Genomic DNA, 14,856 nt, shown 5'->3' with positions numbered 1-14,856 from the left:
GAGGGCAGACCAGTCGATTAGATCATGCCCAGCGCCTGCATGTACACTTCGAGGATCGCCTCCTCCTCCTGATATTCTTCCTTCTTCTTCTTGCGGATCGACAGGATCTTGCGGATCGCCTTGGGATCGTAACCCCGGCCCTTGGCCTCGGCCATCACGTCCTTGATGTCGTCCGAAATACCCTTTTTCTCTTCTTCCAGCCGCTCGGCGCGCTCGATCAGCAGGCGCAGTTCGTCTGCCGCCACGTGTCCGCCGCCCATGCCTTCGCCGCGTTCTTCAGCCATGTTCTTGTCCATATGATGCGCCGCGCGACCCGCGAAGCGCGGGGGCGGCAGGGTTGATTCAGAAGGATTGCCGGCCGTTTAGGCGGTTCGTGACGTTCGCTCAATGGTCCTGCGACGGCCTGCCGGATCAGTCGCCGACGACAACCCCGCCGTGCATCACGAAGCTGACCTTTTCCAGCCGGGTCACATCCTCCAGCGGCGATCCGGCGACGGCGATCAGGTCCGCCGCTTTGCCCGGCGCCAGCGTGCCGATCCGGTCGGACTGGCCGAGCAGATCGGCCGCCGCTACCGTCGCGGTGCGGATCGCCTGGGCCGGGGTCATCCCCACCTTGTCGACCAACAATGCGAATTCCTGAGCGTTCAGTCCGTGCTTCGACACGCCGCTGTCGGTGCCGAAGGCGAACTTCACCCCTGCCTGCAATGCCTTGCGATGGCTCGTCACCATTGCCGCCGCGGCGGCCTCCGCCTTGGGGATCGTCGCGGGCGGGAGCGCGCCGGCGCGGGCCTGGGCCAGCGCGGCGACGGGGGCAATCTCGGTCGGGACCAGATAGGCACCGGTCTGCTTGAACAGCGCGACCGCCTCGTCATCGAGGAAGCTGGCATGTTCGATCGAATCGGCGCCAGCGGTCAGTGCGGCCTTCGTCCCGTCGGCGGCGTGGCTGTGCGCGGCAACCTTGCGGCCAAGACCGTGGGCGGTATCCACGATCGATCGCATCTCCTCCGGCGTGAAGGCACGGCCGAGGCCGCCCGACACGTTCGACAAGACGCCGCCGGTCGCGGTGAACTTGATGACCTGCGCGCCCAGCCCGACCTGCCGGCGCACCGCCCGGCGGCAATCGTCGGGTCCGTCGCAGGTGTTGTCGATCGTTGCGGCCACCGCATGGGCGAAGGGTTCCGCGAGGCCGTTGGTGGGATCGCCATGCCCGCCCGTGACCGAGATCGGCGCGCCGGCGTTGACGATCGTCGGCCCCTCGACATCGCCGCGGTCGATGGCGTCGCGCAGCGCCCGGATGCCGCGTGGATCGCCGCCCAGATCGCGGACGGTGGTGAAACCCGCCCGAAGCGTCGCGCGCGCATTGCCGGCACCATAGAGTACGTCGTCGGCCAGTTCGGTATTGAGCGCGGTCAACCGCGACCGCATCGGATCGCCGCCGATGCCCAGCAGATGGACATGCATGTCGATCAGGCCGGGCAGCACGAAGCGGTCGCGCAGGTCGACCAATGTCGCGCCGGCCTCTGCCGGGACGAAGCCGTCGCGGATTTCGGCGATCTTGCCGTCGCGGACGATGATGGTGCTGTTGCCGCGTGGCCGCTCGCCGGGGCGGTCGAGCAGCGTGCCGGCTTGAATATAGGTGACCCGCACGGGCGCCTGCGCCTGAGCGGCGGTGGCCAGCAATCCGGCCAGTACGGCCGCCATCATCGTCTTCATGATCTTCTCCCCTTGTCAGCACAGCGTCGCCGGTGGGGAAGGCCGGGTCAAGCGGGGTTGCGGGCGACGCTTTCCTTCATTCGTTCCAGCTGTTCGGGCGTCGCATCGCCCTGATGCTCCGTCTTCCACTGCGCATAGGGCATGCCATAGATCGCCTCACGCGCGGTATCTTTGTCGAGGTTCCCGGCCTCCGCCGTCCAGTCGGACAGGCAGTTGCGGCAGAAGCCGGCCAGCCCCATCAGGTCGACATTCTGCGCATCCGTCCTGTGGCGCAGATGCCGCACCAGCCGGCGGAAAGCGGCCGCTGCGGTGGCATCGTCAAGGCGGTCGATCGAATCCATTCGTATGCTCCGAGGTTGATCGCCACCAAATAGGGCTTAGAGGGCAAGGCGGCATCCCCCAGAAAGACATATTACATGACCCAGGCCATCGCCCCCCGCTCTCGGAAAGTGCGTGTGCTCGCGACCCTCGGGCCCGCCAGCAACTCCCCCGAGATGATCGCCGCCCTGTTCGAGGCGGGTGCGGACGCATTCCGCATCAACATGAGCCATGGCGACCAGCAATCGAAAGTGCCGGTCATCAAGGCGATCCGCGCGATGGAGCAGAAATACGGCCGCGCGACGACGATCCTGGCCGATCTGCAAGGTCCCAAGCTGCGCGTCGGTCGCTTTGCGGAGGGCAAGATCGAACTGGTGAAGGGCCAGACCTTCACCTTCGATCGCGACTCGACGCCGGGCGATGCGACCCGTGTGGAATTGCAGCACCCGGAAATCTTCGCGGCGATCGAACCGGGCGCGCGCCTGTTGCTCGATGACGGCAAGCTGGTCGTCCATGTGACCGAGCATGACGCCGATCGGATCGTGACCAAGGTCGCGGTCGGCGGCGCGCTGTCGAACAACAAGGGCCTGAACGTCCCCGACGTGGTGCTGCCGATGGCGGCGCTGACCGAGAAGGATCGCAGCGACCTGACCTTCGCGGTCGAACAGGGCGTCGACTGGATCGCGCTGTCGTTCGTGCAGCGGCCGGAAGATCTGATGGAGGCGCGCGGCTTGATCAAGGGACAGGCGGCGCTGCTCGCCAAGATCGAGAAGCCGGCGGCGATCGAGCGGCTGGAGGAGATCGTCGAGCAGTGCGACGGCGTGATGGTGGCGCGCGGCGATCTCGGCGTCGAGATGCCGCCCGAGCAGGTGCCGCCGCTGCAGAAGCGCATCGTCGAGGTGTCGCGCCGAATGGGCCGCCCGGTGGTGGTTGCGACGCAGATGCTCGAATCGATGATAAAGAGCCCCTCGCCCACCCGCGCCGAGGTGTCGGACGTGGCGACGGCGATCTATGACGGCGCGGATGCGATCATGCTGTCGGCCGAAAGCGCCGCGGGCGACTGGCCGATCGAATCGGTGTCGATGATGAACGCGATCGGCGAGGCGGTGGAGCGTGATCCCGGCCACGGCGACCGTGTCCACTTCACGGTGATGAAGCCCGATCCGACGACCGCCGACGCCATGGCGGAAGCGGCCAAGGGGATCGCGCGGACGACATCGGCGGTGGCGATCATCTGTTTCACCACGTCCGGCTCGACCGCGCGCCGCGTGGCGCGCGAGCGGCCGGCGGTGCCGATCCTGGTGCTGACGCCGAAGCTGGAAACGGCGCGGCGGCTGGGTCTGTTGTGGGGTACGCACGCCGTCCACACCCGCGACGTCGAGTCGTTCGAGGACATGGTCGCCAAGTCGAAGCGGATGGCGCTGCGCCACGGTATCGCCAAGGCGGGCGAGCAGATCATCCTGATGGCCGGCGTACCGTTCCGGACGCCGGGATCGACCAACGTGCTGCATGTCGTGCGGCTGACGGGTGACGAGTTGAAGAACTACACCAACGAGTTGTGAGGTAGAGCTTCCGCCCGTCGGTTACGGCGCGGGCTGACCGCTGACAATCTGCCTGTTCCCCGGCGGAGGCCGGGGTCCAGTTGGGACAACCGTCGTGGGTAGTTGCTACCCTTCACCCAACTGGACCCCGGCCTTCGCCGGGGGACGGCTTGTAGAAATCACGGCATGTGCAGATCCGTACGGCCGGAAAGTCGCTAAAGTCACACCTGCCCATGCGCGCGCATGGGCGGCGATTATATTCGGGGTTGAGAAAGAGCGGCTGTTCAAACGCGATAATTGACCGTTCGGCTGTAGGACAGCGCATTTTTCCGGGACGATCCCCTCGATAGACCGACCATAAGCCACCATTCGCCATCCGCGATTGCACCCCATGCAACCATGATGAAGGACAATGCGGTTGACCCGTCGGAAGGAAGCGGCAACCGCAGATGACATGACCAGCATCGCCGCCGCCACGCGGCCGGATGTCGCGCCTGTGCGACCCGGCATCGTCCATCTTGCGCTCGCCGTCGGCGGTTTTGCGATCGGCACGACCGAATTCGCGACGATGAGCCTGTTGCCGCTGATGGCGCAGGACCTGCACGTCGACGAACCGACCGCGGGGCATGTCATCAGCGCCTATGCGCTGGGCGTGGTGATCGGCGCGCCGACGATTGCCGTCGCATCGGCACGGATGTCGCGGCGAACATTGTTGATTGCGCTGATGCTGTTGTTCGCGGTCGGCAATGCCGCATCCGCGATGGCGCCGTCCTATCATGCGATGCTGGTGTGCCGGTTCCTGAGCGGCCTGCCGCATGGTGCCTATTTCGGGATCGCGGCGCTGGTCGCCGCATCGCTGGTGCCGGTGGAGCGGCGGACGGAGGCGGTCGGGCGGATCATGCTGGGGCTGACGATCGCCACCGTCGTTGGCGTACCGCTCGCCACCCTGACGGGGCAGTTCCTCAACTGGCGCTGGGCGCTGGCGGCGGTGGCGGTGCTGGCGCTGACGACCGCCGGGCTGGTCGCGATGTTCGCGCCGCGAGATCTGGCGAACCGGACCGCCAGCCCGCTCAGGGAACTGAGCGCGCTGAAGCGGTCGCAAGTGTGGCTGACGCTGGGCACTGGCGCGATCGGGTTCGGCGGGTTGTTCGCTGTCTACACTTATCTCGCCTCGACGCTGGCCGAGGTGACGCGGGTCGGGCCGACATTCTCGCCGTTCGTCTTCGCGGTGTTCGGGATCGGCATGACGCTGGGCAATCTGTTCGTGCCGCGCTTCGCCGACCGGGCATTGATGCCCACGGCGGGGGCGTTGCTGTTGTGGTCCGCGGCGGCGCTGGCGCTGTATCCGCTGGCGGCGCACAGCCCGTTCTGGATCACGGTCGACGTGCTGGCGATCGGCATCGGCGGGGCGCTGGGCACCGTGCTGCAAACGCGGCTGATGGACGTGGCCGGCCATGCGCAGGCACTGGCGGCGGCGCTAAACCACTCGGCGTTCAACGTCGCCAACGCGATCGGGCCATGGGCGGGTGGCCTCGCCATCGCCGCCGGACTGGGTTTGGGATCGACCGGGCTGGTCGGCGCGGCGCTGGCGCTGGGCGGGCTGGCGATCTGGGGCATCTCGATCTCCGGTATCTCTATGGCGAGCGCACGCCGCCGCTGATATGCCCCGCGTCCATGAGGATGCGGGACATGATCGGATGGGGCGCGCTGGCGCTGCTGGGGGCGACGGCGCTGGAGGTGGTGGCGACCACGCGCGGTGAGCATGTAAACGCGCTGTGGATCGTCACGGCCGCGCTCTGCACCTATTTCATCGCCTATCGATTCTATGGCCGCTTCATCGCGACCAAGGTGCTGGGAATCGACTCAGGCCGACCAACGCCCGCGGTGCGGCGCGCCGACGGACTGGATTATGTCGCGACCGACCGGCGAGTGCTGTTCGGCCATCATTTCGCGGCGATCGCCGGGGCAGGACCGCTGGTCGGGCCGGTGCTGGCCGCGCAGATGGGTTATCTGCCGGGGACGCTGTGGATCCTGGCGGGCGTCGTGCTGGCGGGCGCGGTGCAGGATTTCTGCATCCTGTTCATCTCGATGCGGCGCGACGGCCGTTCGCTGGGCGAGCTGGTGCGGATGGAGATGGGCGTGGTGCCCGGCATCATCGCGCTGATCGGCGCCTTTGCGATCATGGTGATCATCCTGGCGGTGCTGGCGCTGATCGTCGTGCGGGCGCTGGCGGAGAGCCCGTGGGGGCTGTTCACCGTGACGATGACGATCCCGCTGGCGATCCTGATGGGCTGTTACACCCGCTGGCTGCGGCCGGGGCGCATCGGCGAGGTATCGGTGCTGGGCATCATAGGTCTGCTGGCGGCGATCGTGCTGGGCGGACAGGTGGCGGCATCGTCCTGGGCGCCGCTCTTCACGTTGACGCCGGTGCAATTGTGCTTCGCGCTGATTGCATATGGCGCGGTGGCGGCGTTGCTGCCGGTGTGGCTGTTGCTGGCGCCGCGCGATTATCTGTCGACCTTCCTGAAGATCGGCGCGATCGTCGCGCTGGCGCTGGGCATCGCGATCATGGCGCCTCCGCTTCGGATGCCGGCTATGACGCCGTTCATTCATGGCGGCGGGCCGGTGTGGTCGGGTACGCTGTTCCCGTTCCTGTTCATCACCATCGCGTGCGGTGCCGTATCCGGTTTCCACGCGCTGATCGCCAGCGGCACGACGCCCAAGCTGATCGCGAGCGAAGGCGATGCGCCGTTCATCGGATATGGCGCGATGCTGGCGGAGAGTTTCGTGGCAATCATGGCGCTGGTCGGCGCGTCGATTCTCGACCCCGGCCTGTATTTCGCGATGAACAGCCCGGCCGCGATCGTCGGCGTGACGCCGGACAGCGCGGCGGCGGCCGTGACGGCGATGGGCTTTCCGATCGACGCCGCCACGCTGGTGCAGACCGCGCGCGACGTGGGCGAGCATACCGTCATCAGCCGCACTGGCGGCGCGCCGACGCTGGCGGTGGCGATGGCGGAAATCTTCAGCCATGTCGTTGGCGGGCCGGCGATGAAGGCGTTCTGGTATCACTTCGCCATCCTGTTCGAGGCGCTGTTCATCCTGACTGCGGTCGATGCCGGCACCCGCGCCGGGCGGTTTATGTTGCAGGACCTGCTCGGATTAATGTCGCCCCGGTTCCGTGACGGCGAGGCGTGGGGACCGGGGCTGGTGGCGACGTTCCTGTGTGTCGGCGCGTGGGGTTTCTTCCTGTATCAGGGGGTCACCGATCCGCTGGGCGGGGTGAACACGCTGTGGCCGCTGTTCGGCATTTCGAACCAGATGCTGGCGGCCGTCGCGCTGGTGCTGGCGACCGTGGTGCTGTTCCGCATGAAGCGGGCGCGGTATGCGTGGGTCACGGTGCTGCCCGCCGCGTGGCTGGTCGCGTGTACGGGCACGGCGGGGTTCCAGAAGCTATTCCATCCCGATCCGGCGATCGGTTTTCTGGCGCACGCGTCTAAATTCGGTGCGGCATTGGCCGAGGGGCGCGTGCTGGCGCCGGCCAAGTCGCTCGACCAGATGGCGCGGGTGGTGATGAACGACCGGATCGACGCCGCGCTGTGCGCGCTGTTCCTCGGCGTGGTGGCGGCGATCGTGATCTATGGAATCCGCGCCTGCATCGCCGCGAACGCGGTCGCGGCACCGACGGTCAGCGAGACGCCGATGACGGAGGCCGTCGCATGAGCCTGTTCGCGCTGATCGCGGAGACGGCGCGATCGATGGTCGGCGTGCCGTCCTATACCGCGTACCGAGCTCATATGGCGGAGCATCATCCCGACGCCGCACCAATGGATCAGGTGGCGTTCTTTCGCGACCGGCAACAGGCGCGGTACGGCGGCAAGGGCGGCGGGCGATGCTGTTGAATGACGGGCCGTTGCCGCCGGCGATCCGGCGTGTCATGCTCGATCGGTTATGATGTCTGTCAGCCCCGTCAATATCCGTCGTAGCGCGCTTCAGACGCGCCTGTCGCACTATACCCATCTGACTGCCGAGGAACGCGGGGCGCTGGAACAGGCGGAACAGCAGGAACGCCGGCTGGTGGCCGGTGCGTTGCTGGTCGGGGAATCGGCGCCGATCGATTCGCTGTTCGTCGTCCAGCAGGGCTGGCTGCATTCGGCCGTCACGCTGGCGAACGGTGCGCGGCAGATTTTGCGTTTTCATTATCCGGGCGATCTGATCGGCACGTCGTCAATCGCGTGGTCGCAGGCGGCGACCGCGCTGACGGCGGTCAGCGACTGCATCGTGACCGAGGTGCCGAAGGCCAATCTGGGCCGGCTGTTCGCGATGCATGGCCGGATCGGCGGGCTGCTTTATGCGATCGCGGCAGCGGAGAGCGTTGCGCTCGCTGATCGGCTGACGTCAGTCGGACGGATGAACGCGATCGAGCGGCTGGCGACGCTGTTGCTCGACATCATGGCGCGGTTGCGGGTGACGGCGGGGGGCGTGATCGATTCGTTCGACCTGCCGCTGACGCAGGCCGATCTGGGCGATGCGCTGGGCCTGACCAAGGTGCATGTGAACCGCACGTTCCGCGAAATGGAGGCGCGCGGGATGATTACCCGCAACGGCCGCCGCGTGCATATCGTCGATGAAAAGGCGCTGATCGCCTTCACCGGCTTCGTCGATCGCTATGCGGTAATCGCGACCGAGTGGCTGCCGGCCGCCGCCTGACGCCTGCAATCATGGCCGAGATCATCAACCTGCGCACGGTCCGCAAGGCCAGGGCGCGCGAGGCCGCTTCTGCCGCCGCCGATGCCAACCGGATCGCGCATGGCCGAACCAAGGCGGAGAAACAGGCCGCCCGGATCGAAGCGGAACGCGCGCGGCGGTTGCTCGACGGGGCGAAGCTGGACGATTGAGCGACTTTCCCATGCCGGATGCAAGGTTCAGTTTGGCGCAAGGCGGGATATGTTCTAAGGCTCCGGCAACCTCCCTAGAGTGGAATTCCATGCGCTTTTTCGCCGGTTTCTTCGCGTTCGCCGCCTGCCTTTCCTCCCCTCTCGCCGCGCAGCAGCCGGCCGAACCGGCCGTCGCCGGTCGGGCGACCCCGCCCGCCATGACGGACAAGGAAAATCTGTTGCTGCTCGACCTGTCGACCGGCGGACGGGTGACGATCTGGCTGCGGCCCGATGTCGCACCCAAGACGGTAGCGCAGATCAAGACGCTGACGCGGAAGCATTTCTATGACGGGCTGGCGTTCCACCGCGTGATCGACGGCTTCATGGCCCAGGGCGGCGATCCCAAGGGCGATGGCACGGGCGGGTCGGACATGCCGAACATCCCGGCCGAGTTCAATTACCTGCCGCATGTTCGCGGCGCGGTGTCGGCGGCGCGCGCGGACGACAAGGATTCGGCGAACAGCCAGTTCTTCATCGTCTTCCAGCCGCGCCTTGCGCTCGACAAGAAGTACACGATCTTCGGCCGGGTGATCGACGGCATGCAATATGTCGATGCGATCGAACGCGGCGAGCCGCCCGCGAACCCCAGCAAGATCGTCCACGCCTATATCGCGGCGGACAGTCCCCCGGCCTATGTCGCCGCACCACCGCCGCCGCCCGTCGGCCTGGGTGCCCCGGTGACGTTGCCGGGTACTGGCACATCTGCCGGCGTCGCCGCGCCGAAAAAGGCCGCCACGCCGACGCCCGCACGAAAGCCGGCACCCCGCCGTTGAAGGTCGACCTCTTCGATTTCGACCTGCCTACCGACCGCATCGCGCTGCACCCCGCCACCCCGCGCGATGCGGCGCGGATGCTCGTGCTCGACGGTGCGGGGATGCATGATCGCGGCGTGTGCGACCTGCCGACGTCGCTGCGGCCGGGCGATTGCCTGGTCTTCAACGATACGCGGGTGATCCCGGCGCAACTCGACGGCCGCCGGGGCGAGGCGCGGATCGGTGCGACGCTGCACAAGCGCGAAGGGCCACGCCGCTGGCGAGCCTTCGTGAAGGGTGCCAAGCGTCTGCGCGAGGGCGATGCGATCGATTTCGGTCATGACGTGTCCGCGACCGCGACGACGCGCGGCGAGGATGGCAGTTGGGCGCTGGACTTCGCGGGCGACGAGCCGGTCGAACTGCTGCTGGCGCGCGCGGGCCGGATGCCCCTGCCCCCCTATATCGCGGGCAAGCGCGGTATCGAGGCGCGCGATGCCGAGGATTACCAGACGATGTTCGCCGCCGATCCCGGTGCGGTCGCCGCGCCGACGGCGGCGCTGCACTTTACGCCCGCGCTGATGGCGGCGCTGGCGGCGGCGGGGATCGGGTATGAGACGCTGACGCTGCATGTCGGCGCCGGCACCTTCCTGCCGGTGAAGGCGGAAGATACCGCCGACCACCGGATGCACGCCGAATGGGGCCGCATCGACGCCGCCACCGCCGCCCGCCTGAACGCGGTGCGCGAACGCGGCGGCCGGGTGATCGCGGTCGGCACCACCTCTCTCCGCCTGCTGGAAAGCGCCACGCCAGAGGGCGGGCCGATCGCGGCGTTCGAGGGGGATACGGCGATCTTCATCACGCCGGGCTATCGCTTCCGCGCGATCGACGGGCTGATGACTAATTTCCACCTGCCGCGATCGACGTTGTTCATGCTGGTATCGGCGCTGATGGGGCGGGAGCGGATGCAGGCGGGCTATGCCCATGCCATCGCCCAGGGGTATCGGTTCTATTCCTATGGGGATGCGTCGCTGCTACTGCCGTGAACAGTCCAATGGTTATCTTGGCGAATATGTGCCGGTATTTACAAGAAGTATCACGGCAATACAATGACTTTCCCAGTAATCCCGGTCCACGCATAGACCCTGACGCCCAGAACGTTTAAGCAGTCTTGCTATGACCATGCTTTCGATTTGCATCCCTACGTACAAGCGATCCGCCATGCTCGCGGAACTACTGGAAAGTATCATCGCCGAAGGCATCGCCGACGTTGAGGTCATCGTCACTGACGACGCATCTCCCGATGATACGGAAACGGTCGTCGCCTCGTTCACCGACCGCATGCCGACATTGAAATATCTTCGGCATCCACAGAATGTCGGGATGGACCGGAATTTCTTGGCAGCCGTCGCGGCCGCTTCCGGTGAATATGTCTGGCTGATGGGCGATGACGACAAGATCGAACCGGGTGGGATCGGTCATGTGCTTGCAGCCTTGAAGCGGTGGCCTGGTGTGGGCGGCCTGACGGTAGGGGTGATCGATTACGACCCCACCATGACCGAGCAGACGCATGTTCGCGCCATGCCCGACACGCAACGGATCGACAGCATCGGTGCCGTGTTCGGATCGATGGCCGAGTTGCTGGGCTTCATGTCGGCGTTGATCGTCAAGCGTCGGGAATGGCTCGATCTATCGGCCGATCCCGAGGTAGCGAAATTTCACAATTATTACGTCCAGGTATATCTGCTGGGCAAAGTAATTGAGCGCACCGGCAGTTGGGGCGTGGTGAAAGAACCTTGCGTGTCGTTCAGAAGCGGCAACGATCAGTTGTTGGCGAAGCACGGCTGGCGCAAGCGACTGGAGATCGATGTCGAAGCATATGAACAGCTTGCCGAGGGCTTGTTAGCGGCAGACCCGAAATCGAAGCGAGCGATGCGAAAACGCATCTTCAATACGCATGTGATCCGGCGAATTCAGGGCGCGAAAGATACGCCATCCGGTGACGAGGGTGCGCTGAAAGCTGCCTTCTACATCGGCAGGCGATACTATGATATGCCACGCTTCTGGGCCGATGCTTTGCCCCGCCTGTTGGTGCCAAGCCGATTGGCCAGCGCCGCCCGTCATGCTTATCGCCGGGTGCGTTCGCACTAATCCTAACAGCGCGACTTACCTACTAGATTGCCGTAACGCGTGTTTTGACGCTTGCTGAAAGCCTTGCGCCGACCTCGCGCGATAGTCGGATCGACGGCCGCTCGACGAAATGAACCATCGCCGCTGCGACCGGTATGCAGGCGATCAAACCGAACGAGATCGCCATGATGGGCGGCATCCGCCCAGTCAGCAGATGTACCGATGCCATGATGACGACGACGTGGATCAGATACAGGCTGTATGAAATCCGGCCGAGAGCGTGGAACAGCGGCCTGTCGACCCAGCGTTCGACAGCCGGATTGAACGCGAACAAGGCAACCAGCAGGATAGCCCCGCCCATTGTCGCGATGCCGCCGAATGCAAATGGCGAGCAACTGGTGATGCCGACACCGACGACGAGAGCCGCGATCGTCAGCGAGACGTTGGCGCGACACGCGACCAATGGCGCCACGCGGTGCTGATTGAAGGCAAGCCATGCGCCAGCCGCAAACAGGACCAGATATTGTCCATCGACCACTAGACTACCCGACGAAGCGGGCGCCAGTTTGCGCGCGTAAAGCCTGCACAGGATCGATATCACAAGGCAGAAAGCCACCGTCAGGTTAGGTCGCTTCACGATCGCGAGCGCAATCAGCGGAAAGATCAGCGACAGCCGCAACTCAACGACGATACTCCATAATGGAGTATTCATCGGCAGCACGTGATCCCAAAGCGTGAGGTGTTTCAGCACATAGCCAACCGTCAGCGGGTGCTGCCACGCATCATTAAACCAGGCGGTCAGCATCGGGATAGGCTGCGGATCGATCGCCCTGACGATCAGTAACGCAACGAGCACGGCGGCAAAAACCGGTGGATATAGCCGTAGCAATCGTCGCGCCGCGAAAGCGGTAAGGTGATGACCATCCTTGCCGTAGAACAATAGGAATAAGACAAAACCGCTCAAGACGAAAAAGACGTACACCGCCGATGGACCGGCGATGAAGGGTCTCAGCAGCCAATTCGATTCCATCGCATCGGTGTATCCCGGAAGGATCAATAGGGAGTGATGGAAGACCACGATGAGGGCCGCCAGACCACGCAGCGCATCGAGCGCAACATAACGCTTTGTCGCTACCGCATTAATTGGTGATCTGACCACGGCACGTTTCCCCCGTCCGCCTTCCCCACGCGGACCGTCGATAACCTAACCGTTTTGGATGGATGAGCCAGCGGATTAGTTGATATCAGCAGCAATAGTCGCAGCACGAGCATTGGCGCACGTCGCTCCAATGATCAACGACAATCAGATCGGCGGTACAAACTGGGCAAGCGTCTGACGGGGCGGGGTTTTTCTTAATCAAGCGCTTCAAGACCGAAGTTAGACGCGATCCCCATCGGATATTGCGAGTGGACCCATCAGATCGTCTTGAAATATTTTCCGTAACGCGTCCTTTATTGGTCATACGTGGCACTGCTCATTCGCTAACAGGATCATATCGGTTCAATTCCATATACTTACGCTCTTGTTGAGCGCATCTGCATGACAATCGTTCCATGCCAGCAGTTGCCTTGACCCGGCGGCAAGGCGCAGAGAGCGGCGATGATTATCCACAGCAGCGAATATGCCGATCTGCCTGCCGCCGATGGCGGGGTGATGCGGACGCATGTGTTCCGGCCGGCGGTCGACGGGCGATATCCGGGGGTGGTGCTGTATTCGGAAATCTATCAGGTGACCGACCCCATCCGGCGGCTGGCAGCGTTCATCGCGGGGCATGGGTACTGTGTGGCGGTGCCGGAAGTGTATCACGAATATGAGGCGCCGGGGACGGTGCTGCGCTACGATCAGGCGGGGACCGATCGGGGCAACGAGCTGAAATTCGCCAAGCCGGTAGCGGCGTATGATGCGGATGCGACGGCGGTGCTCGACTGGCTGGCGGCGCATCCGGCGTGCAGCGGGCGGCTGGCGACGGCGGGCGTGTGTCTGGGCGGGCATCTGGCGTATCGCGCCGCGCTCGACCCCCGCGTGTCGGCGGCGGCGTGCTTCTATGCGACCGATATCCATGCCGGCTCGCTGGGCGAGGGGCGGTGCGACGACAGTCTGGCGCGGATGGACGAACTGACGGCGGAGACGCTGTTCGTATGGGGGCGGCAGGACCCGCATGTGCCCTTTGCGGGGCGCGAGGCGATCCGGGCGCGGCTGGAGGCGGTCGGCGCGCGATATGAGTGGCATGAGGTGAATGCGGCGCATGCCTTTCTGCGCGACGAGGGGCCGCGATATGATCCGGCGCTGTTCGTGCAGGCGACGGGGTGGATGCTGGCGCTGTTCCAGCGGGTGTTGACGGCGGCGGTTTGAGGGGATGACCCGGCACATCGCCCTTGGCGTGATGCTGTTGCTGGCGGGATGCGCGCGTGACGATCGCGAGGCGCGGCGGCGTGCGACGGGGCCGAATGCGGTGCTGGCCGATTATCTGCGGGTGGCGGATGCCGGGGCGGGCGGGCGCAGCTTTGCGGCCTGTGCGGCGTGCCGCACCGTGCGGCAGAATGCGCCCGATGCCGGCGGCCCGAACCTGTACGGCGTGATGGGCAAGCCCGTGACCGGGGCGAGCGCGCGCTTCGCCTATACGGCGGCGCTGCAATCGGTCGGCGGGGTGTGGACGCCGGCGCGCATGGACCGCTGGCTGCGATCGCCGGCGGCGTTCGCGCCGGGGACCCGGATGGCGTTTGCCGGGATCGCCGATCCGCTGGAGCGGGCGGACGTCATCGTGTTCCTGTCGAGCCAGGGGCCGACGCGATAGCATCGCGGGCGGCGGCGAAGGCACGGCGGAAGCCGGCTTCGTCCATCGCCCCTTCGACCAGCAACGGCCCGATCAGGTAGGACGGCGTGCCGGCGAGGCCCAGCCGGCGCGCGGCATCGCGGGTGCGATCCAGTTGCGCGGTGATCGCGGCGTCGTATCGGCGCAGGTCGGCCAGCACCCGGTGCCAGTCGCCGCCGGCCGCGCCGACCGCCTCTGCCAATACGCGATCGTCGAGGCGGCGGCGCTCGGCCATCAACAGGCGGTGGAGCGGCGGATAGATGCCCTGCCGGTCGGCGGCGAGGGCGATGCGGGCGGCGCGCTCCGACGCGGCACCGAAGATCGGCCAGTCGCGATAGAGGATGCGGACCTGCCCGTCGCTCGCGACTGCGGCGTCCATCGCGGGCGCGGCCAGCCGGCAGGCGGGGCATTGGTAATCGGTGAAGACGACCAGCGCCAGTGTGGGATCGGCTGCGCCGGACGACGGCACCTGTCGGTCGCGCAGGAGCGACCGGGCGACCGGATTGTCGCCGACATCGCGACCGACGGGCCGGGCGCTCTGGAACAATTGCCCCACCGCCCAGCCGAGCAGGACGACGCCGAGCAGTTGCAACAGTCGTTTGACGCCGAGGGGCTTGTTCATACGGCAAGCCCCTCCATGGCGGCATTCCGCCGA

The 14,856-nt window shown here is 65.8% G+C and carries 16 protein-coding genes; 11 read left to right on the top strand and 5 right to left on the bottom strand.

Annotated features, from left to right (window positions below; translation table 11 throughout):
• Positions 1–17: 17 nt before the first annotated feature.
• From ASG67_RS01695 to ASG67_RS01685, 3 genes are all read right to left on the bottom strand, one after another.
• The gene (locus ASG67_RS01695; RefSeq protein ID WP_056526233.1) at positions 18–284 is read right to left on the bottom strand and encodes a DUF2312 domain-containing protein; all 267 of its coding nucleotides are present in this window, start codon (positions 282–284) and stop codon (positions 18–20) included.
• 127 nt (positions 285–411) lie between these two features.
• Positions 412–1,713, bottom strand: a complete 1,302-nt coding sequence (locus tag ASG67_RS01690) for a metal-dependent hydrolase family protein (RefSeq protein ID WP_056524381.1) — start codon at positions 1,711–1,713, stop codon at positions 412–414.
• A 47-nt stretch (positions 1,714–1,760) separates the two neighbouring features.
• Positions 1,761–2,054, bottom strand: coding sequence for a DUF1244 domain-containing protein (locus ASG67_RS01685; protein ID WP_056524378.1), 294 nt, complete (start codon positions 2,052–2,054; stop codon positions 1,761–1,763).
• Between the two features lie 75 nt (positions 2,055–2,129).
• Between ASG67_RS01685 and pyk the strand changes: the two genes are divergently transcribed.
• From pyk to ASG67_RS01640, 9 genes are all read left to right on the top strand, one after another.
• The gene (gene pyk, locus ASG67_RS01680) at positions 2,130–3,593 is read left to right on the top strand and encodes a pyruvate kinase (protein ID WP_056524375.1); all 1,464 of its coding nucleotides are present in this window, start codon (positions 2,130–2,132) and stop codon (positions 3,591–3,593) included.
• A gap of 433 nt (positions 3,594–4,026) precedes the next feature.
• Positions 4,027–5,232, top strand: a complete 1,206-nt coding sequence (locus tag ASG67_RS01675; RefSeq protein WP_056526230.1) for an MFS transporter — start codon at positions 4,027–4,029, stop codon at positions 5,230–5,232.
• A 20-nt stretch (positions 5,233–5,252) separates the two neighbouring features.
• Positions 5,253–7,295: a carbon starvation CstA family protein gene (locus ASG67_RS01670; protein ID WP_056524373.1), complete on the top strand. Its 2,043-nt coding sequence runs from the start codon at positions 5,253–5,255 to the stop codon at positions 7,293–7,295.
• Positions 7,292–7,474 carry a YbdD/YjiX family protein gene (locus tag ASG67_RS01665; RefSeq protein ID WP_056524370.1) on the top strand — a complete coding sequence of 61 codons (183 nt, stop codon included), beginning with the start codon at positions 7,292–7,294 and terminating at the stop codon, positions 7,472–7,474. The genes ASG67_RS01670 and ASG67_RS01665 overlap by 4 nt, the downstream gene beginning before the upstream one ends.
• Positions 7,475–7,523: 49 nt before the next feature.
• Positions 7,524–8,282 (top strand): Crp/Fnr family transcriptional regulator, encoded by a 759-nt coding sequence (locus tag ASG67_RS01660; RefSeq protein ID WP_056524367.1) that lies wholly within the window; start codon positions 7,524–7,526, stop codon positions 8,280–8,282.
• 11 nt (positions 8,283–8,293) lie between these two features.
• A complete protein-coding gene (locus tag ASG67_RS01655; protein ID WP_082543303.1) occupies positions 8,294–8,470 on the top strand; it encodes a DUF4169 family protein in 177 nt (58 codons plus the stop codon).
• A gap of 89 nt (positions 8,471–8,559) precedes the next feature.
• Positions 8,560–9,282, top strand: coding sequence for a peptidylprolyl isomerase (locus tag ASG67_RS01650; RefSeq protein ID WP_056524362.1), 723 nt, complete (start codon positions 8,560–8,562; stop codon positions 9,280–9,282).
• Positions 9,279–10,304 carry a tRNA preQ1(34) S-adenosylmethionine ribosyltransferase-isomerase QueA gene (gene queA / locus ASG67_RS01645; protein ID WP_056524358.1) on the top strand — a complete coding sequence of 342 codons (1,026 nt, stop codon included), beginning with the start codon at positions 9,279–9,281 and terminating at the stop codon, positions 10,302–10,304. Before ASG67_RS01650 ends, queA begins: the two co-directional genes overlap by 4 nt.
• Positions 10,305–10,434: 130 nt before the next feature.
• Positions 10,435–11,409: a glycosyltransferase family 2 protein gene (locus tag ASG67_RS01640; protein ID WP_056524355.1), complete on the top strand. Its 975-nt coding sequence runs from the start codon at positions 10,435–10,437 to the stop codon at positions 11,407–11,409.
• Between the two features lie 22 nt (positions 11,410–11,431).
• Here ASG67_RS01640 and ASG67_RS01635 read toward each other — a convergent pair whose 3' ends face one another.
• A complete protein-coding gene (locus ASG67_RS01635) occupies positions 11,432–12,547 on the bottom strand; it encodes an acyltransferase family protein (protein WP_056524353.1) in 1,116 nt (371 codons plus the stop codon).
• A gap of 441 nt (positions 12,548–12,988) precedes the next feature.
• On the opposite strand from ASG67_RS01635, the gene ASG67_RS01630 reads away from it, so the two are divergent.
• Both ASG67_RS01630 and ASG67_RS01625 read left to right on the top strand, forming a co-directional pair.
• The gene (locus ASG67_RS01630) at positions 12,989–13,741 is read left to right on the top strand and encodes a dienelactone hydrolase family protein (protein ID WP_056524350.1); all 753 of its coding nucleotides are present in this window, start codon (positions 12,989–12,991) and stop codon (positions 13,739–13,741) included.
• Positions 13,742–13,745: 4 nt separating this feature from the next.
• Complete coding sequence (locus ASG67_RS01625; RefSeq protein ID WP_056524347.1) at positions 13,746–14,183, top strand: c-type cytochrome; 438 nt, start codon at positions 13,746–13,748, stop codon at positions 14,181–14,183.
• Here the strand turns inward: ASG67_RS01625 and ASG67_RS01620 are convergent.
• Complete coding sequence (locus ASG67_RS01620; protein ID WP_082543238.1) at positions 14,146–14,823, bottom strand: DsbA family protein; 678 nt, start codon at positions 14,821–14,823, stop codon at positions 14,146–14,148. The two genes, ASG67_RS01625 and ASG67_RS01620, sit on opposite strands and share 38 nt — an antisense overlap.
• Between the last annotated feature and the right edge of the window lie 33 nt (positions 14,824–14,856).

Origin of the sequence: Sphingomonas sp. Leaf339 (assembly GCF_001426195.1) — a bacterium.
Lineage (GTDB): Bacteria > Pseudomonadota > Alphaproteobacteria > Sphingomonadales > Sphingomonadaceae > Sphingomonas.
Note: the sequence above shows the minus strand (reverse complement) of the source record. Positions and strands in the feature narration are given on the sequence as shown.